Here is an 18,693-nt window from a genome sequence, read left to right on the forward strand (position 1 = left end):
TTAACCAGTTTATTTTTTCTTTATTTTCAACGTGTTATTTAAATTTTTATTGGATCAGAAGAGAACCTGAACAAACTGTCATTCTAATGCGCTACTGCTATGATGTGCATAAATCAAGCAGGAATGCGGAAATTTCCGGAGTTTTTTCAATGCAACAACCCGATTCTCCCGCCCAGCTCCACCGCGAGAACCTTGCGGTAGAAATGAAAGCAGCCTCCCGGGTTACTATCATAGGAATGATCCTTGATGCCTTTCTGGGGTTCATCAAGGTTATCGGGGGCACACTGTTTCACTCCCAGGCCCTCCTGGTTGACGGGATTCACTCTTTTACTGATGTAGCATCAGACGTCGTTGTACTTGGGGTTATGAAAGTCTCCCGCCAGGAGCCGGACGACTGTCACCCCTATGGCCACCAGCGCATCGAAACCTTTGGCACCCTTGTGCTCGGCAGCATTCTGATTGCTGTGGGTGCCGCTCTTGCCTGGGAAAACACCCTCAGGTTAATACACGGTACCGCTGACACTCTTCCAGAATGGCCGGTTCTGGTGGCTGCTGCCGTGTCTGTTTTGGGTAAGGAGTGGATCTACCGCTACACCCGGCATGTAGGTGAGGCCATACGCTCAGACCTGATTATCGCCAATGCCTGGCACAGCCGCACTGATGCGTTTTCGTCCCTGGTAGTTCTGGTTTCAACCATTGGTGCCATGCTTGGCTTGGTCTGGCTGGATATAGTCGCTGCCGTAGCGATTGCAGTCATCATCATTCACATTGGCTGGAAGTTTACCTGGGACAGTGTTCAGGAGCTTATCGACACAGGGCTTTCCCCGGAAGATACTGAAATGTTGAAGAACATAGCCCGCAATACGGATGGCGTTCTCGACGTGCATGAGCTTCGCAGCCGCCGTATGGGTCAGGATATTCTTCTGGATATTCACCTGGTTGTGCGACCGGAAATCAGTGTGTCTGAAGGACACCAGATTGGTATGCAGGTAGTCGCCGGTATGCGCAACTCCCTGGACAACATCCTCGACATCAACTTCCATATTGATGCCGAAAATGACGAAGATACGTATCTGGAAACCGAGCACCTCCCCACCCGTGCAGAAGTAGGGGAAATTATTTCCAAGCACTTGGAGGATATCCCTCAGCGCAGCCGTTTAAGACTCCATTACCTGAGAAACAAGTTACACTTGGAGATCTTTCTGGATGAACCCGCGACAGATGGTGTGTTGACCCAAGAGAATGCCCGGCGGCAGCTTGAGGCATACCCCTGGTTTGGCAGCGTAAGAATCTGGGTAGCTGACCTCTAAGCCAGCTACCCGTGCAGTAAGCGGCAGTTAACGCCTGCGGTTCTCTTCCATCCGGGAAACGAACTCCTGCATGATCAGCGTGTAAAGTTCGCCACCGAGAAAGCGGTCCTCAACCCCGGCATCAATACTCGGGTTGTCGTTAACTTCGATAACGGCAACCCGGTTGCCGGACTGCTTGATATCCACGCCATAGAGCCCATTGCCAATAAGCCGCGTGGAATTTAATGCCGCTTGTATGACGTTTCTCGGCACTTCATAAGTGGGCATGGTCTCAAACCCGCCACTTTCGCTTGTTGATTCGCCGTGTTGGTAAATCTGCCAGTGGCCTTTAACCATCATGTATTTGCAGGCATAAATTGCCCGGCCGCCCAACACACCAATTCGCCAATCATAATCGGTATAGAGATATTCCTGGGCCAGAACCAGTGCCGACTGCCGGAACAGGTCTTTTAAACCTGCCTTTAACGACTTTTCGTCTTCTGCTTTGTTCACACCCCGGGAAAAAGCGCCATCGGGAATCTTGATCACAACTGGAAAGCCCAGTTCCTGAATTACCTGTTCTGCAGCATCTTTCTGGTCTTTTGAAAGAATCAGTGTTTTGGGCGTAGGAATCTTATTGTTTTTCAGCAAGTCGGCCAGAAAAACCTTGTTGGTGCACTTGAGAATCGACACCGGATCATCAATCACCACCATACCCTCTGCAGCCGCTTTCCGGGCAAATCGGTATGTATGATGATCGATGGCCGTGGTTTCACGAATGAACAGGCCATCGTACTCAGGCAAGCGCATGTAATCCCGGCGCGTAATCTGCTCCACGTTAATACCCAGCTTGCGCCCGGCCTTCTCAAAGCGCTTCAACGCCACCGCATCGCTGGGCGGCATTTCTTCGTCAGGGTTTACCAATACCGCCAGGTCGTACCGATAGCGACGGCGGGTTCTTGGCTTGCGCCATACCATGCTGCTGAAACGATCCAGAGCGGCAGCAAAAACATCCTGATCCGCCTCCTTAAGATCTGCAGGCGCTGCAGGCTTCATGGATTCAATCTGCCAACCTTTCCTGCGCCTGAACACTATCTCCAGTATCGGGCAGGGAAACCGTTCAAACAATGCTCTTGCCACCGGTTTAAGATCCGAGTGCTCAGTTTGTCCAAAATAGGTTCGAATACGCACTTCGTGGGTTGCGTTGCGTTCGTCACTGGCTGGGTCGATGGCCGAACCAGCCGCGTCCAGCCAGTTGACGACACTGGCATCGAGCTCTTCCAGCTCAAGAGAAAACAGCCCCTTTCGGCTCAGATCGTTCAGCGTCATGACAGACGGAACTACATGGTGCCCACGGGCTTCAGCCAGCAGCGAACAGTAGTAACCGCGGCTCAGGTATTTTGCGCTTTGACACAGGTTGATAACCCGCACGCGACTGGTCGCTGGCGCAGAAAACTGAAGGTACTGATCGAACGTCAGTACATCGTCACTGGGGTAGTACGGAGCCCAATCTTTGGTACGGTCTACAACGATAAGCAAACGAGACATGAAAGGCGCTCCTCCCCGGAGATAATTGCCTGGCAAACAGGTCGCAACAATACGCCGCTGTGGGGGCAGGAACAATCCACTGATAATGAGTGCTTTTACTCATAATAAGCGTATTTTCCAATGGGTGACTCTCTATCATAATAGCCCCATAAGGGAAGCCTACCAGCATGCCCTGCGCCTATATTCTCAAGGCTGCTTTATCCATGTCCGAATTGCACCTCCGGCAAGCTACAAGTGATGACCTAAACGCGCTTCTGCAGCTTGAGCATCGCTGTTTTACGGAAGACAGGTTATCCCGCCGAAGCTTTCGGCGTTTTCTGGACATGCCACGGGACAGGCTGATTGTTGCAGAGACTGAAAACGCGGGCATGAGGGAGCTTCTGGGCTACTGCCTGGTGTTGATGAGCGCAGCAACCCGAATGGCCCGCATATATTCTATTGCAGTGCTGCCGGCAGCGCGTGGCCGTGGTATCGGCGAAAAACTGGTGAAGGCAGCCGAGCGGGAAGCGGCCGAGGCCGACCGCATTTTGATGCGCCTGGAAGTGCGGGAAGATAACAGGGGTGCCATTGCCCTCTACAAGCGCCTGGGCTATCGACAATTTGGTACCTACCGGGACTATTACGAAGATCACGGAACGGCCCTGCGCTTTGAGCGCCGCATCCTGTTTTACGAACCAACACGGGCGTTCCTGCCCGTGCCCTACTATCCGCAAACCACCGATTTTTCCTGTGGCCCGGCCGCTTTGATTATGGCGATGGCGGCGCTTGATGAGGCGCAATCGCTTACCACTCTGGAAGAGCTCAGGATCTGGCGCGAAGCGACCACCATTTTTATGCTGGCCGGCCATGGCGGGTGCGGCCCACACGGCCTAGCGCTATCGGCATGGAAGCGTGGGTTTGAAGCCAGTATCTGGATCAGTACAGAAGGCCCGCTATTCAGGGACACGGTTCGCAACGACGATAAGAAGCGGGTTCTGGAACTGGTGCACGAAGGGTTTTTGCATGATATTGGCCAAACCAACATCCAGTTACACCATGATCCGCTCACCCTGGAAGCCATGGAACAGGCCCTACTGAACGGCCAGATACCGGTAATCCTGATCAGCACCTGGCAACTGAACCGGAGCCGTGTACCCCACTGGGTAACGGTATGCGCCATAGACGATCAGTTTGTGTACCTGCACGATCCGGAAATAGACACAGACGACGGCGAAACCGTGGCCGACAAGCAGTATTTGCCAGTGGATAAACGGGTATTCAGCCAAATTTCACGATACGGCAGCGTTCAGCCGCTCAGGGCCACAGTTATTGTTGGCCCCAAGCGCTGATGTGGCCGCTAAACCGGTCTAACCAGTTCGCAGCGCGGCTTCTTTAAGACCTGAGATTTCATCCCGAAGGCGGGCGGCGGCCTCAAAGTCCAGGTCTGCCGCTGCCTTGTACATCTCATCCTCAAGGCGTGTTACTTCTTTGAGCAAATCCTGTGGCGAACGGCTGCCAACCCGTGCGCGATATTGCTCTGCCTCTTCCGCAGCCTTTTCCCCCGGCCGTTCGGCTTTGCGCCGGCCGCGCCCACCACCGCCAGCACCTTCCATGATGTCTGCCACCTTCTTGTTAAGGCCCTGAGGTGTGATGCCATGAGCCTCATTATGCTCTTGCTGTTTGGCACGCCGGCGATCTGTTTCATCAATGGCCCGCTGCATGGAACCGGTAATCCGGTCGCCGTACAGAATGGCCTTGCCGTTGAGGTTTCGGGCGGCCCGACCGATGGTCTGGATCAATGCCCGCTCGGAGCGCAGGAAACCTTCTTTATCAGCATCCAGAATGGTGACCAGTGATACTTCCGGCATATCCAGACCTTCACGCAGCAGGTTGATGCCCACAAGCACATCAAACTCACCCCGGCGCAGATCGCGAATAATCTCAACACGTTCCACTGTATCTATATCCGAGTGCAGGTAGCGCACGCGAACATCATGCTCCATCAGAAAGTCGGTCAAGTCTTCTGCCATACGCTTGGTGAGCGTGGTGACCAGAACCCGCTCTTCCACCTTCACCCGGGCGCGGATTTCCGAGAGCAAATCGTCTACCTGTGTAGAAGCCGGGCGCACCTCTATCACCGGGTCCAGCAGGCCGGTTGGCCTGACCACCTGCTCCACCACCTGCCCCGCATATTCAGCTTCGTAATTGCCGGGCGTGGCAGACACAAAGATCATCTGGGGCGCAATACGCTCCCATTCATCAAACCGCATGGGGCGGTTGTCCAGCGCAGACGGTAAGCGGAAGCCATATTCCACAAGGGTTTCTTTCCGGGAGCGGTCACCTTTGTACATGGCACCGATTTGCGGAATGGTCACGTGGGATTCATCCACAATCAGCAATGCGTCCGGCGGCAGGTAGTCGAACAGCGTTGGTGGGGCCTCCCCGGGTTGCCGGCCGGAAAGATAACGGGAGTAGTTTTCGATGCCGTTGCAATAACCCAGCTCGTTCATCATTTCCATGTCATAGCGGGTACGCTCTTCCAGCCGCTGGGCTTCCACCAGGCGGTTGTTGTCACGCAACTGCTGCAGACGTTCGTCCAACTCAACCTTGATGCGCTCTGCTGCATCCAGAACCGTCTGGCGGGGCGTGACATAGTGGGACTTGGGGTAAATCGTAACCCTCGGAACCCGTCGCAGAACTTCGCCTGTAAGCGGGTCGAAATAGCTCAGATTTTCCACTTCCTCATCAAACAGTTCGATGCGGATGGCTTCTTTCTCGGACTCCGCAGGGAATACATCAATCACATCCCCCCGAACCCGGTAATTGGCCCGATGGAACTCGATGTCGTTTCGGGTGTATTGCAACTCTGCCAACCGGCGCAGAATATCCCGCTGATCAATCTTGTCGCCCCGGTCAAGGTGCAGCATCATTTTCAGGTAGGATTTGGGATCACCCAAACCATAGATTGCCGATACCGTGGCTACGATAATCGCGTCCGGGCGTTCGAGCAGCGCCTTGGTGGCAGACAGCCGCATCTGCTCAATGTGCTCGTTAATGGAGGCGTCTTTCTCGATAAATGTGTCCGATGAGGGAACGTAGGCCTCGGGTTGGTAGTAATCGTAGTAAGACACAAAGTACTCAACGGCGTTGTCCGGGAAGAACTCACGGAACTCCCCGTACAGCTGCGCTGCCAGGGTTTTGTTATGAGCCATGACAATGGTCGGCCGCTGCACCGATTCGATCACTTTGGCCACGGTAAACGTTTTACCCGAGCCGGTAACGCCCAACAAGGTCTGGTGCGCCAGGCCTGAGTGAATACCATCTACCAGACCCTCTATGGCCTTGGGTTGGTCGCCTGCGGGCTCAAATGGCGAGTCAACAATGAAGACGCCTTCTTTACCTGAACTGCCGGAATCACTACTGACCATAGTCGGCACACAACCTCCGCTCACACAACCTATGAATGCTCGCCCAATCTTGCTGTTGCAAGACCTGGCCCAAGAGAGAAATTTATTGTTACGCCAGCTTCATGGTACCATCAACCCGATCGACGGCTGGGCGAAAATCAGCCGCCATAAGGCAAGGATTCAGATACCCCGCCGGTCGCAGACCTATCAGACGCAGCTTTAAGGAGCGCAAGTTTGGACCTTCAACTATCCAGCCGTGTACAGGCAATCAAGCCATCCCCCACCCTCGCAGTCACCAACAAAGCTGCTGAATTGCGCGCAGCAGGCCACGACATTATTGGCCTTGGTGCGGGCGAGCCGGATTTCGACACCCCGGAACACATCAAGCAGGCAGCCATTGAGGCCATAAAAAGCGGCCAGACCAAGTACACCGCTGTTGATGGTACGCCAGCCGTTAAAAAAGCGATTATTGCGAAATTCAAACGGGACAATGGCCTGGAATACGAAGCCGACCAGATACTGGTATCCAGTGGTGGCAAACAAAGTTTTTTCAACCTTGCTTTGGCTACACTGAACCCTGGCGACGAGGCCATTATCCCTGCGCCTTACTGGGTATCCTATCCGGATATGGTTCTGGTTGCTGAAGGCAAGCCGGTTATTATTGAAACCGGTGCAGAAACCCGTTTCAAGATCACACCGGAACAACTGGAAAGCGCCATCACCGAGCGCACGCGACTGTTCGTGATCAACAGCCCTTCCAACCCCAGCGGCATGGCTTACACCCGGGAAGAGCTGAAGGCGATTGCTGAGGTACTGAGAAAGCACCCGAACATCATGATCGCTACAGATGACATGTACGAGCCCATCCTCTGGACTGGCAAGCCGTTCTGCAACATCCTCAACGCTTGCCCGGAACTATACGACCGCACCTTCGTGCTCAATGGCGTATCAAAAGCTTATGCCATGACGGGCTGGCGTATTGGCTACGCTGCGGGCCCTGCGAAAATTATTGGTTCCATGAAGAAAATTCAGTCTCAAAGCACATCTAATCCCTGCTCCATCTCCCAGGCAGCCACCACTGCTGCACTGAATGGTGATCAGCTTTGCGTGGGTGAAATGGTTAAGGCTTTCAAAGAGCGCCACGACTGGCTGGTCGATGCCTTAAACAAGCTTCCAGGGGTTGAATGCCTGAAAGGCGACGGCACCTTCTACGTGTTCCCAAGCTTCCAGGCTGCGATTGCAGCCGACTCCAGCGTGAGCAACGATGTGGAGTTCGCAGAAAAGCTATTGAGTGAAGCAGGCGTTGCACTGGTACCTGGCTCTGCATTCGGTTGCCCTGGCCACATGCGCCTGAGTTTTGCGACGAGCATGGAGAATCTGGAAAAGGCTATTGAGCGTTTACAGAAGGCTCTGAACTAAAAACTTCGGTAAGGGGTTGACGAGGCGCTGGGGTAACCTTAATATACGCGCCTCGTCACATGACGACGTTCCCCGATAGCTCAGTTGGTAGAGCAACGGACTGTTAATCCGTTTGTCGCTGGTTCGAGCCCAGCTCGGGGAGCCACTATTTTAAAAACCCGCTAATTATTTGAGTTAGCGGGTTTTTTCATTTCATACCCTAAAGACCCATCACCTCAGCATGAATAGCCTCAAGCGCAGCCAGTGGATCAATTGCCTGGGTAATCGGGCGACCTATAACAAGATAGTCGGAACCGGCTTTGAGGGCATCGCTGGGCGTCATGATGCGCTGCTGGTCGCCTTTGTCGGCGGTCAGGGGCCGAATACCCGGGGTAATCAGTTTAAAGTCGATGCCCTGCTCTGTTTTCAGCTTCCGGGCTTCCTGTGCGGAGCAGACTACGCCATCCAGGCCGCAGTTACGGGTTAGCGTTGCCAAGCGGGACACCTGAGCTTCGGGCAAGCCTGTAATACCGATTCCTGCAAGATCTTCAGCACTCATGCTGGTCAGCACCGTAACGGCGATCAACAGAGGCTTATCCTTACCAAAGGTATCCAGCTGCTCGCGGCAGGCCAGCATCATCTTCTCGCCACCCGAGGCGTGGACATTCACCATCCATACACCCAGATCCGCAGCAGCAGCCACGGCCGCGGAGGCAGTATTGGGAATGTCGTGAAATTTCAGATCCAGAAAAACATCAAAACCGCGTTTCTGTAAACTCTCGACCAACTGAGGGCCGGAGCGGGTGAAGAGTTCTTTGCCAACTTTCAAACGGCATTTTTTCGGGTCAAGCTTATCTGCCAACTCCAGCGCCGGGTTTGCAGCGGGAAAATCCAGAGCCACGATAATGTTGGGGTCATTAGAGGTTTGCACGTTGATAGGTCCTGCAGGGTGTTGGTAGAGGATGTAACAATATTATTCAGCTTCAACGCCCTGAATCGGGCGTACAGTTTCCCACTGTTTGCAACTGGGGCACAGCCAATGTAATTGCTGGCCTGAAAAGCCACAACTAACGCATCGGTAAACCGGCCTGTTGGCAAGAATCATAAGGCCAATACGGCTAACGAGGCGCCCTTCGTCAGTGGTTACGCCCTTTTCATAGCCCGCCATTTCAACAAGCCGTAAAAGCCCTCTCATACTGGGGCGAATTTCCAGCTCTCTGCGCAGCAAATCAATCGCGACTGGCCGACCGGAAACCCGCTCAACAGACTCTACCAGAGCCAGTAATAAGCTGGTGCTCGGGTAAGTTTCATAAAGCTTGCGAAGCTTTTTTACCAGCCGGCCAATATCACCGTGCTCATGCTCCAGCTTCATCAGGCGGTCAATGGCTTCTGGGCCAAAATCGGGATTCTGATCAAAAACCTTCAGACCCTGATTGCCCGCATCCCGAAAACTGCCTTGCCGAACCAGAATCTTCATCAATATCAGGGTGGCGCGAACGCAGGAGCGATCGTAGCCCAGCGCTTCCTTTGCCAGCTTTTGGGCGGCCCAGCGGTCATCCAGAGCAAGTGTTTTTTCAGCCAGCTCACAGGTAAGATAGGCAAGATCCTTGAACATCCCAGGGTCTGCATCATTTTTAGTGAGGGCGCGCGCGACGTCTGCAGCCTTACCCCACTCACTTTCCTGTTGATAGAGCTCAATGAGTTGCTGAGCCGCTTTACGACCGTATTCTTTATCTCCCATTAACTCCTGCAGTAAGGCCTCAGCCCGATCCAACAAACCGGCGTTGAGAAAATCCATGGCAAGCTCAAGCGTTACCTGGGGAGAAAAGCGTGGAGGGAGCTCCGGCCTTGCAAGGAGGTTCTGGTGCACCAGAATGGCTCGGTCGGTTTCGCCTTTGTTTCGGAAGTGCCGTCCAATAGAAAGATGAAGGCTTACGGTATCTGTATTAACAGCCAGCGATTGAACAAAGTTGTCCACGGCTTGGTCTGAGTAATTTGTGAATAGAAATTGCAATCGATCTTTGACGGAATCTTCATCGGCAATCTTCTTACCGCTTCGCCTGCGACCACCACCCAACCGCCCTACAAACCAGCCGACAGCCACGGCAACCGTCAACAACAGCCAGTGAAACACTATATCCATTAAATAGCCTGGTCGTTTTGGGCTCTGGATTTCTCCAATGCTTGCTCGGCACGATTCAATCGTTTCTGTAAAGTTCGGCGGGAAACCGATGCACGGACTGTAGCGAGAATGGTCATTAAAATACCAACGAGCGCACCCAGAATGAACGCAATAATAATCCAAACGGCGACACCATGGGGCTTGGTTTCAAACACCAGGAAGTTGAGTGCGACCGCCATCTGATTATTCAAGGAGAACACCAACGCCAACAATACCAAGATCAGCACCAGCAGAATCAAAAGGATCTTCTGTAATCCTGCCATAGTCTTAGTTCTCCAAAATGCTCATAAGTACCTGGATTATAGATCTTCTGCCCTGAGGAATTAAAGCTTAAAACCCCTGCTTCAAGCTGTCATTTACTTGTTCGCGAAGTTCCTTTCCGGGCTTGAAGTGAGGAACATACTTAGCGGGTAGTTGAACTGCTTCTCCGGTTTTCGGGTTCCGGCCGGTACGTGCCGCTCGATGGTGAAGGGAAAAACTGCCAAACCCCCGGATTTCAATCCGCTGTCCGTTCGCAAGCGACTGGGACATATGCTCAATAATTGTTTTTACTGCCAACTCGACATCTTTAACCGAGAGTTGTGTTTGTTTCGAGGCAATTAATTCGACCAATTCAGACTTCGTCATGAGGCACTTCCCTCTATTCTTATTTATTCGGCCATTGATTACCGAATTCCCACTCCCTCAGTTTAGCTAAATCAGAAAAAAACACAAAAAAAACGGGCTCTTAGAGCCCGTTTTTTTCGTACCAACCGGATATTAGTCCTTGTTGGCATTCTGCTGCTGCATTTGCTCCTTGATGAGATCACCAATAGTGGTCGCACCAGAGGTGGATTCTGCAGTTTTACTACGCACGCTTTCAATCGCCTGCTTGTCGTCTTCAACGTCCTTGGACTTGACGGACAGGTTGATGATGCGGTTCTTGCGATCGATGCTGATGATCTTGGCTTCTACCTCTTCGCCCTCTTTCAGTGCGTTACGCGCATCTTCAATGCGATCACGGCTGATTTCAGAGGCCTTCAGTACCGCTTCAACTTCATCGTTCAGAGCGATAGTAGCTTGCTTGGCGTCAATGGCGGAAACAATGCCTTTAACGATAGAGCCCTTGTCGTTCAGCTGAACAAACTCGGCGAACGGATCGCTTTCGAGCTGTTTGATACCCAGGGAAATACGCTCACGCTCGGGATCTACAGACAGGATTACGGTGTCAACATCGTCGCCCTTCTTGTATTCACGAACAGCCTCTTCGCCTGTCTCGTTCCAGCTGATGTCTGACAGGTGAACCAGACCATCAATGCCACCGTCCAGACCGATGAAGATACCAAAGTCAGTGATTGACTTGATCTTACCGGAGATGCGATCGCCCTTGTTGAAGTTGCCAGAGAAATCTTCCCATGGGTTGGATACGCACTGCTTGATGCCCAAGGAGATACGACGACGCTCTTCGTCTATATCCAGGATCATCACATCCACTTCGTCGCCAACGTTAACGACTTTAGAGGGGTGGATGTTCTTGTTGGTCCAATCCATTTCAGATACGTGAACCAGACCTTCAACACCTTCTTCCAACTCAGCAAAGCAGCCGTAGTCGGTCAGGTTGGTTACACGTGCTGTAACCTTGGTACCTTCAGGGTAACGACCCTTGATATCTACCCAGGGATCTTCGCCCAGCTGCTTCAGACCCAGAGATACACGGTTACGCTCACGATCGAACTTCAGAACCTTAACGTTGATCTCGTCACCAACGTTAACGATTTCGCTCGGGTGCTTGATGCGCTTCCAGGCCATATCGGTAATGTGCAGCAGGCCGTCAACGCCGCCCAGATCTACGAACGCGCCGTAGTCGGTGAGGTTCTTGACGATACCCTTGATTTCCAGACCTTCGGTCAGGGTCTCAAGCAGAGCTTCACGCTCGGCGCTGTTTTCAGCTTCCAGAACGGCGCGGCGGGAAACAACCACGTTATTACGCTTCTGGTCCAGCTTGATAACTTTGAATTCGAGCTCTTTGTTCTCCAGGTGCGCAGTGTCGCGAACCGGACGAACGTCTACCAGAGAGCCCGGCAGGAACGCACGAATGCCAGCCAGGTCAACAGTGAAACCACCCTTAACCTTGCCGTTAATAATTCCTTTGACCACTTCTTCAGCTTCGAAGGACTTCTCGAGTACCTTCCAGGATTCAGCGCGCTTGGCCTTTTCACGGGACAGACGGGTCTCACCGAAACCATCTTCTACTGCGTCCAATGCTACGTCGACCAAGTCGCCGATAGCTACTTCCAACTCGCCTTTTTCGTTCAGGAACTGGGAGGCGGGGATAACGCCCTCGGACTTCAGTCCGGCGTTAACTGTGACCCAGTCGCTATCAACATCAACTACGGTTCCCTGGACGATGGAACCTGGTTTCATGTCAATTTCTTTTAGGCTTTCTTCAAAAAGATCCGCAAAGCTCTCGCTCATTATGAGTCCTATAGGTTCAATGCAAGTACGCTCCGTGCCGCCAGCAACACGGTCTGTTAATAAATTCCGAAATCAGCCTGCGGCTGGCAATTTTCGCTGTTTCCGGCTTCTCAACGACAAAAAGGTGAAGTCAGGCCTGACCTGCTGCGGCCATACACCTGTCTAACACCTCTTGTATACTCAATCCCGTAGAATCAATGACTTGCGCATCATCTGCGGGCTTGAGAGGGGCTGCAGAACGGTTCATATCCCGATCATCACGAACCCGTATCTCCTCTAAAAGGGCGTCAATACTAACATCGACACCCGCCGCCTTCAACTGGCCGAAACGCCGGCGTGCACGCTCTTCCGCACTGGCCGTGAGGAATATTTTTACAGTTGCGTCGGGGAACACGACAGTTCCCATATCTCGGCCATCGGCCACCAAACCAGGACACTGCTGAAAATCCCGCTGACGCTGCAAAAGCGCATCCCGAACGGGCTGCATCACAGCGATTCGCGAGGCATTATTACCGCAGGTCTCTGTTCGTATTTCCGAGGTAACATCTTCCCCGGCAAGAATGACTTTTGCAGGCTCACCCTCAGGGGTGGGCTCAAAGGCTACGTCGAGTGAAGCCGCCACGCGTACCAGCTCAGCTTCATCATCCAGAGATACATTCTGGCGGATGGCTGCAAGCGCAGTCAGGCGGTAAAGCGCACCACTGTCGAGTAGGTGCCAGCCCAGCTTTTTGGCCAACATCTGAGTAACTGTGCCCTTGCCCGATCCGCCCGGGCCGTCAACTGCGATGACTGGTGCGTTGCCTTTCGCCATTAATGTGCTCCCTGTTCAGCGCCCGACTCAGAAACCTTTGCAGCAATATTAATACCTGTCTCTTTCGCAAGCTCTACAAAGCCCGGGAAGGATGTTGCCACAACCGCGCAGCCGTTAATTTCAATCTCTTCGGTGGCGCGCAACGAGGCCACTGCAAAAGACATAGCAATGCGATGGTCGTCATGACTATAAACAGAGCCACCCTTAATGGTTTGCCCGCCCTCGATAATAATGCCATCTTCCGTAACCGTGGTTTCCACCCCAAGTGTTGCAAGGCCATCAGCCATCACCTGAATGCGGTCACTTTCTTTTACCCGAAGCTCCTCGGCGCCGGTCAGAACCGTACGGCCAGTTGCGCAGACAGCCGCAATAAACAACACTGGGAATTCGTCGATGGCCAGCGGCACCTGGTCTACCGGTATATCAATACCTTTGAGCTCTGCTGAGCGAACGCGCAAATCAGCCACCGGTTCGCCGCCAATTTCACGCTCAGCCATAATTTCTATATTGGCGCCCATTTGCCGCAGGATATTGATCACGCCCACCCGTGTTGGGTTCATACCCACATGGCGCAGTACCAGATCAGAATCCGGAGCAATGGTCGCGGCAACCATAAAGAAAGCTGCTGATGAAATGTCTGCCGGCACGTCAATCACGCCAGCTTTCAACTTGCCACCACCTTTAACGCTAGCAGTAGGGCCATCACGCTCTACGCTGTAACCAAACCCCGTGAGCATGCGTTCTGTGTGATCTCGCGTCGGCGCAGGTTCGGTCACTGAAGTGGTGCCATCCGCATACAAACCAGCCAAAAGCAGGCAAGACTTAACCTGCGCACTGGCAACCGGCATATCGTAACGAATGCCGGTCAGCTTCTTATCCTGAGTACCGTGAATTTTCAGAGGTGGGCGACCGCCCTCAGCGGTATCAATTACTGCACCCATGGCGCGAAGCGGGTCGGCAACACGATTCATGGGTCGCCCGGAAAGGCTAGCATCACCCGTCAGCTCTGACGAAAATGGCTGTGCTGCCAGAAGGCCAGCGAACAATCGCATGCCTGTACCTGAGTTACCGAGATAAATTGGCCCGCGAGGAGCCTGCAGCCCGTGCATTCCGACGCCGTGAATGCGCACAAAGCCGTTATCTGGCCCCTCAATGGCAACACCCATATCACGAAAAGCCTGCAGGGTTGCGAGGCTGTCTTCCCCCTCAAGGAAGCCTTTTACTTCAGTTATCCCCTCTGCGAGGGCTCCAAGCATAATCGAGCGATGGGAAATGGATTTATCGCCGGGCACCCGAATGTCGCCATTAACTGAGCCGCCGGGTTGAAGACGAAACGTCACCTGATTTTCACTGTTATTTGTCACGTAAGCCTGTCCTGAAAGCATTTTTGAAAAGTGGTCGCGCGCTGCCTTGGCACGACTGAATACCCGCAACAGCGTGGCGCCGTCCTGGTCAGCAATCGCCGTGCGCAATTGATCGAGATCCTGGGTAAAATGATCAATTACTCGAAGAACGGCGTCACGGTTGGAAAGAAAAATATCGTGCCACATAACCGGATCACTTGCGGCAATCCGGGTAAAATCACGGAATCCACCGGCAGCATACCGGAAAATATCCATGTTCTCGTCTTCGCCGGCCAGCGTATCCACCAGCGAGAATGCAATCAAATGAGGCAGATGGCTGGTCGCAGCCAGCACCTCATCGTGATACACCACGGACATGGTGAGCACAGTAGCACCACAGGCTTCCCACATAGTCCGGAGTTTTTCCAGATGAGTGGCGCTGACGTTATCAGGGGGGGTCAGTATAACTTTGTGATTGCTGAATAACTCCGGATTGGCAGCACGAATGCCGCTTCTCTCAGACCCGGCAATCGGGTGCCCGGGAATAACGCGGGGCATGAACTCCCCGAACACCGCTTCAACGTCCTTTACAAAACCGGATTTTGTGCTGCCCACATCAGTAAGAAGGGCATCAGCTGCAAGATGCGGGCGTATTTCCTCCAGCACCTTGCGGGTGGCCTGCACCGGCACCGCCAGTACAACAAGGTCTGCGCCCTGCACGGCCTCTGCAGTCGTTTCCGCAACCGTATCAATCACTCCCAGAGACTGGCCCAACAGAAGATCTTCTGTACGCTGATCTGCACCAACGACTTCCAGTGCCAGGCTGTTTTTGCGAATGGCGCTGGCCAGCGAGCCACCTATCAGGCCTAATCCGATTATGGCAACTCGCTGAAAAAGCGATTCGCGTGATGGCACCTCAGGCGCCCTGCCCGGCCGCAGCCAACGCTTTCGCGAGGGCATCGATAAACTGTTCGTTTTCTGCAGGTAAACCTACAGATACCCGAAGATGGTTGGGCATACCGTAACCCGTAACAGGGCGCACAATCACTCCGTGCCCCAGTAAAGCCTGGTATACACCCAGAGCTTGTGGCCCCACTTCAACGGCCACAAAATTTCCCGACGACGGGATATACCGGAGCCCCATCTGATCGAAGGCATCTTGCAACTGTTTCAGGCCAGCGCTGTTGGCCGCGCGGGAGCGCTGCAGGTAATCTTCATCGTCCAGCACCGCCGTGGCGGCTGCAAGAGCAACGGAGCTTACGTTAAAAGGCTGGCGCACCCGGTTCAGGATATCGGCAATCGCCGGCGAACTGATACTGTAGCCAACCCGCAGAGCTGCAAGGCCCCAGGCTTTAGAGAAGGTACGGCATACGATCAGGTTCGGGAAACGGCCTAGCAGCGCAACGCCATCCGGGTCGTTCTCTCCGGTCATATACTCGCAATAAGCCTCATCAAGAACCACCAGGACATCGCCCGGGATTTTGCCCAAAAATGCTTCAATGGCATTTGAATCGTGCACGGTGCCCGTAGGATTGTTCGGGTTGGCTACAAATACCAACCGGGTGCGCTCTGTGACTGCTGCTGCCATGGCATCCAGATCGTGACCCCAGTCTTTGGCAGGTACGGCAACCGCCTTGGCACCAATAGCTTGGGTAACAATCGGATAAACGGCAAACGCATACTGGGAAAAGACGATCTCGGAGTTGGTATCCGCAAAGCAACGGGCAATCACCTCCAGCACGTCGTTTGAACCATTCCCAAGCGTGATCTGTGCAGCACCGATATTCAACCGTGCAGACAGCTTCTGTTTCAGCTCAAACCCGTTGCCATCGGGATACAGGCACAGTTCCACCAAGGCGTTCTCGGCGGCAGCGACGGCTTTTTTACTGGGCCCCAACGGGTTTTCGTTACTGGCAAGCTTGATAATGTCGGCCGGGTCAAGTCCCAGCTCCCGGGCCAGCTCGCTAATCGGCTTACCCGGCTCGTAGGGAGACAAAGCCTGAACCCCTTTTACCGCAAGGCTCTGATAATCGATGGCCATATACCTTCCTTAAAACTATCTACTAAAGAACACCGATAGGATAGGAACCCAGACGTTTGAGCTCAACAGCTTCCTGATCCACTTCGGCGAGTACTTTACGGGCCTGTTCGTCGTCCATGTGCCCTTCAAAATCGATATAGAACACATAAGCCCAGGTACCACTGGGCGATGGCCGGGTTTCAATCCGCGTGAGGCTGATGTCATGACTATGAAACGGCTCAAGCAGTTGATACAGCGCACCCGGCTTGTTTCTCATGGAAACAAGAATGGATGATTTGTCGTGCCCGCTTGCCGGCACATCTTCACGGCCAATGATCAGGAACCGAGTGGTATTGTCCGGCCTGTCTTCGATGCTACCTGCTAACTTTTCCAACCCGTAAAGCTCAGCCGCCATGTCGCCAGCAATGGCTGCAGTACCCGGCTCTTTGGCCGCACGACGTGCCGCCTCGGCATTGCTGGAAACGGTTACCCGCTCAATGCCGTATCGGTGAGTATCCAACCATTGGCGACACTGCGCAAATGACTGCTGATGCGAGTAAATACGGGTTATTTCCTGATCCCGGAACTCTGGCGAAACCATAAGGTGGTGATGGATTCTCAACTGCACTTCACCGCAAATTTTGAGCGGAGATGTCATGAACATATCAAGAGTGTGGTTGATCATGCCTTCTGTGGAGTTCTCAACCGGCACTACACCATAATGAGCAGAGCCGGATTCCACTTCCCGGAATACAGCATCAATAGCCGGCATTGGCACACTGACAACAGAGTGCCCGAAATGCTTTAGTGCAGCTGCCTGGGTAAAGGTTCCAATGGGGCCCAGAAAGGCAATGTGCATGGGCTTTTCCAGCGCCAGACAAGCCGACATGATTTCGCGAAACAGCCGGGCCATTTCCTCATCAGGCAGAGGGCCGGGGTTGGCGTCTTTGATGCGCCGAAGCACTTGGGCTTCACGCTCAGGGCGGTAGAAAAACACATCCTCACCGGGGTTGGCATCCATTTTTACATGGGCCACTTCCTGGGCGCATTTAGCACGGGCACTGATCAGCTCCATAATCTTCTGATCAAGGCTGTCTATTTCTTCCCGCAGTTCTCCGAGGCGGATCTGCTCTTCGCTCATGATCAACCTCGCTCCTTCGCAAACTCGGTCATGTACTGAATCAGCGCATCCACACCCGCTTCGGGCATGGCGTTATAAATACTTGCGCGCATACCTCCCACAGAGCGGTGTCCTGCCAGATTTAACAATCCCCGTGCATCAGCGCCCTCAAGGAAGGCGCTGTTCAGGGCGTCGTCACGCAAGGTGAAAGGTATATTCATCCAGGAGCGGAAACGGGGATCGATGGGGTTGGCGTAAAATTCATTGGCATCAATGAAACCATAAAGCTTTTCCGCTTTTCTTCGGTTGATCTCACCTATGGCTTTAACGCCGCCCTGAGCTTTCAACCATTTGAATACCAGCCCGGCAAGATACCAGGAGTAGGTAGCCGGCGTGTTATACATAGAGCCGTTATCCGCAATCACCTGATAGTTCATCATGGTCGGTGTTTCCTTGCGGGCCTTGCCCAGAAGATCTTTGCGGATGATGACCACAACCAGCCCGGAAGGACCGATATTTTTCTGCGCGCCAGCGTAGATCAGCCCGAACTTTGAGACATCCACCGGGCGCGACAGCATGGTGGACGACATGTCCGCCACCAGCGGCACACTGGCGCTGTCGGGGATAAAATCAAATTCCAGACCACCAATGGTTTCGTTCGGCGTGTAATGCAGGTAGGCCGCATCGCCGTTTGTTTGCCATGACGCCTGATCAGGAATACTGATGAAACCACCCTCTTCTGAACTGGCAACCACATTCACATCAGCATAGCGCTTGGCTTCGCCAATGGCCTTTTTCGACCAGATGCCGGTGTTTACGTAATCCGCAGACGTTTTGTCACCAAGCAGGTTGAGAGGAATCGTGGAGAACTGACTTGAGGCTCCACCCTGCATGAAGAGTACGGCATAATCATCTGATATACCGGCCAATTCACGCAGATCCCGCTCAGCAGTTTCGGCAATGGCCACAAACGCCTCACTGCGATGGCTCATTTCCATTACGGACATGCCAGTGCCACGCCAGTCCAGCATTTCATCCCGTGCTTGTGCGAGCACGCTTTCCGGCAAGGTTGCCGGACCTGCACAAAAATTATACGCCCTGCTCATGTTCCTGTGGTCTCTCACGTCTTGCGGGTTCGGTGT

The 18,693-nt window shown here is 53.4% G+C and carries 15 protein-coding genes and 1 tRNA gene; 4 read left to right on the plus strand and 12 right to left on the minus strand.

Going from position 1 to position 18,693, the window contains the following annotated elements; genetic code table 11:
* Nucleotides 1-149 precede the first annotated feature (149 nt).
* On the plus strand, nucleotides 150-1,310 hold the full coding sequence (locus tag CDH47_RS13205; RefSeq protein WP_100640366.1) for a cation diffusion facilitator family transporter: 1,161 nt from the start codon (nucleotides 150-152) through the stop codon (nucleotides 1,308-1,310).
* Between the two features lie 27 nt (nucleotides 1,311-1,337).
* Here the strand turns inward: CDH47_RS13205 and CDH47_RS13210 are convergent, their stop codons facing one another.
* Complete coding sequence (locus tag CDH47_RS13210; protein WP_100640367.1) at nucleotides 1,338-2,837, minus strand: RimK family protein; 1,500 nt, start codon at nucleotides 2,835-2,837, stop codon at nucleotides 1,338-1,340.
* Nucleotides 2,838-3,040: 203 nt separating this feature from the next.
* Here CDH47_RS13210 and CDH47_RS13215 point away from each other — a divergent pair, with 203 nt between their 5' ends.
* Nucleotides 3,041-4,165, plus strand: a complete 1,125-nt coding sequence (locus CDH47_RS13215; RefSeq protein ID WP_100640484.1) for a GNAT family N-acetyltransferase/peptidase C39 family protein — start codon at nucleotides 3,041-3,043, stop codon at nucleotides 4,163-4,165.
* A gap of 18 nt (nucleotides 4,166-4,183) precedes the next feature.
* On the opposite strand, the gene uvrB is transcribed toward CDH47_RS13215, so the two are convergent.
* Nucleotides 4,184-6,244, minus strand: a complete 2,061-nt coding sequence (uvrB, locus tag CDH47_RS13220; RefSeq protein ID WP_100640368.1) for an excinuclease ABC subunit UvrB — start codon at nucleotides 6,242-6,244, stop codon at nucleotides 4,184-4,186.
* A 213-nt stretch (nucleotides 6,245-6,457) separates the two neighbouring features.
* Here uvrB and CDH47_RS13225 point away from each other — a divergent pair, with 213 nt between their 5' ends.
* Nucleotides 6,458-7,642 (plus strand): pyridoxal phosphate-dependent aminotransferase, encoded by a 1,185-nt coding sequence (locus CDH47_RS13225; RefSeq protein WP_100640369.1) that lies wholly within the window; start codon nucleotides 6,458-6,460, stop codon nucleotides 7,640-7,642.
* 69 nt (nucleotides 7,643-7,711) lie between these two features.
* Nucleotides 7,712-7,787, plus strand: a tRNA-Asn gene (locus tag CDH47_RS13230).
* 54 nt (nucleotides 7,788-7,841) lie between these two features.
* Here the strand turns inward: CDH47_RS13230 and pyrF are convergent.
* The 10 genes from pyrF to serC all read right to left on the minus strand — a co-directional run bounded on the left by pyrF (nucleotide 7,842) and on the right by serC (nucleotide 18,657).
* Entirely contained in the window at nucleotides 7,842-8,552 is a 711-nt protein-coding gene (gene pyrF / locus CDH47_RS13235; protein ID WP_100640370.1) for an orotidine-5'-phosphate decarboxylase, read from the minus strand.
* A 42-nt stretch (nucleotides 8,553-8,594) separates the two neighbouring features.
* Entirely contained in the window at nucleotides 8,595-9,764 is a 1,170-nt protein-coding gene (lapB, locus tag CDH47_RS13240) for a lipopolysaccharide assembly protein LapB (RefSeq protein WP_100640371.1), read from the minus strand.
* On the minus strand, nucleotides 9,764-10,066 hold the full coding sequence (locus CDH47_RS13245; RefSeq protein WP_100640372.1) for a LapA family protein: 303 nt from the start codon (nucleotides 10,064-10,066) through the stop codon (nucleotides 9,764-9,766). Before CDH47_RS13245 ends, lapB begins: the two co-directional genes overlap by 1 nt.
* A gap of 67 nt (nucleotides 10,067-10,133) precedes the next feature.
* Nucleotides 10,134-10,430, minus strand: coding sequence for an integration host factor subunit beta (locus CDH47_RS13250; RefSeq protein ID WP_100640373.1), 297 nt, complete (start codon nucleotides 10,428-10,430; stop codon nucleotides 10,134-10,136).
* Nucleotides 10,431-10,562: 132 nt separating this feature from the next.
* Entirely contained in the window at nucleotides 10,563-12,257 is a 1,695-nt protein-coding gene (rpsA, locus tag CDH47_RS13255) for a 30S ribosomal protein S1 (protein ID WP_100640374.1), read from the minus strand.
* 130 nt (nucleotides 12,258-12,387) lie between these two features.
* On the minus strand, nucleotides 12,388-13,068 hold the full coding sequence (gene cmk, locus CDH47_RS13260) for a (d)CMP kinase (RefSeq protein ID WP_100640375.1): 681 nt from the start codon (nucleotides 13,066-13,068) through the stop codon (nucleotides 12,388-12,390).
* The gene (locus tag CDH47_RS13265) at nucleotides 13,068-15,326 is read right to left on the minus strand and encodes a bifunctional prephenate dehydrogenase/3-phosphoshikimate 1-carboxyvinyltransferase (protein WP_100640376.1); all 2,259 of its coding nucleotides are present in this window, start codon (nucleotides 15,324-15,326) and stop codon (nucleotides 13,068-13,070) included. The genes cmk and CDH47_RS13265 overlap by 1 nt, the downstream gene beginning before the upstream one ends.
* A gap of 1 nt (nucleotide 15,327) precedes the next feature.
* Nucleotides 15,328-16,452 (minus strand): histidinol-phosphate transaminase, encoded by a 1,125-nt coding sequence (gene hisC, locus CDH47_RS13270; RefSeq protein WP_100640377.1) that lies wholly within the window; start codon nucleotides 16,450-16,452, stop codon nucleotides 15,328-15,330.
* Nucleotides 16,453-16,474: 22 nt separating this feature from the next.
* Entirely contained in the window at nucleotides 16,475-17,572 is a 1,098-nt protein-coding gene (gene pheA / locus CDH47_RS13275; protein WP_100640378.1) for a prephenate dehydratase, read from the minus strand.
* 2 nt (nucleotides 17,573-17,574) lie between these two features.
* Nucleotides 17,575-18,657 (minus strand): 3-phosphoserine/phosphohydroxythreonine transaminase, encoded by a 1,083-nt coding sequence (gene serC / locus CDH47_RS13280; RefSeq protein WP_100640379.1) that lies wholly within the window; start codon nucleotides 18,655-18,657, stop codon nucleotides 17,575-17,577.
* Nucleotides 18,658-18,693: the final 36 nt, after the last annotated feature.

Source organism: Marinobacter salexigens, from assembly GCF_002806945.1.
In the GTDB taxonomy this organism is placed as follows: domain Bacteria; phylum Pseudomonadota; class Gammaproteobacteria; order Pseudomonadales; family Oleiphilaceae; genus Marinobacter; species Marinobacter salexigens.

Coding starts and splice junctions, on each gene's coding strand:
- CDH47_RS13250 (WP_100640373.1), bottom strand. CDS start 10,430: ATGACGAAGTCTGAATTGGTCGAATTAATTGCCTCGAAACAAACACAA.
- hisC (WP_100640377.1), bottom strand. CDS start 16,452: ATGGCCATCGATTATCAGAGCCTTGCGGTAAAAGGGGTTCAGGCTTTG.
- CDH47_RS13210 (WP_100640367.1), bottom strand. CDS start 2,837: ATGTCTCGTTTGCTTATCGTTGTAGACCGTACCAAAGATTGGGCTCCG.
- lapB (WP_100640371.1), bottom strand. CDS start 9,764: ATGGATATAGTGTTTCACTGGCTGTTGTTGACGGTTGCCGTGGCTGTC.
- CDH47_RS13245 (WP_100640372.1), bottom strand. CDS start 10,066: ATGGCAGGATTACAGAAGATCCTTTTGATTCTGCTGGTGCTGATCTTG.
- cmk (WP_100640375.1), bottom strand. CDS start 13,068: ATGGCGAAAGGCAACGCACCAGTCATCGCAGTTGACGGCCCGGGCGGA.
- rpsA (WP_100640374.1), bottom strand. CDS start 12,257: ATGAGCGAGAGCTTTGCGGATCTTTTTGAAGAAAGCCTAAAAGAAATT.
- pheA (WP_100640378.1), bottom strand. CDS start 17,572: ATGAGCGAAGAGCAGATCCGCCTCGGAGAACTGCGGGAAGAAATAGAC.
- uvrB (WP_100640368.1), bottom strand. CDS start 6,244: ATGGTCAGTAGTGATTCCGGCAGTTCAGGTAAAGAAGGCGTCTTCATT.
- CDH47_RS13205 (WP_100640366.1), top strand. CDS start 150: ATGCAACAACCCGATTCTCCCGCCCAGCTCCACCGCGAGAACCTTGCG.
- serC (WP_100640379.1), bottom strand. CDS start 18,657: ATGAGCAGGGCGTATAATTTTTGTGCAGGTCCGGCAACCTTGCCGGAA.
- CDH47_RS13215 (WP_100640484.1), top strand. CDS start 3,041: ATGTCCGAATTGCACCTCCGGCAAGCTACAAGTGATGACCTAAACGCG.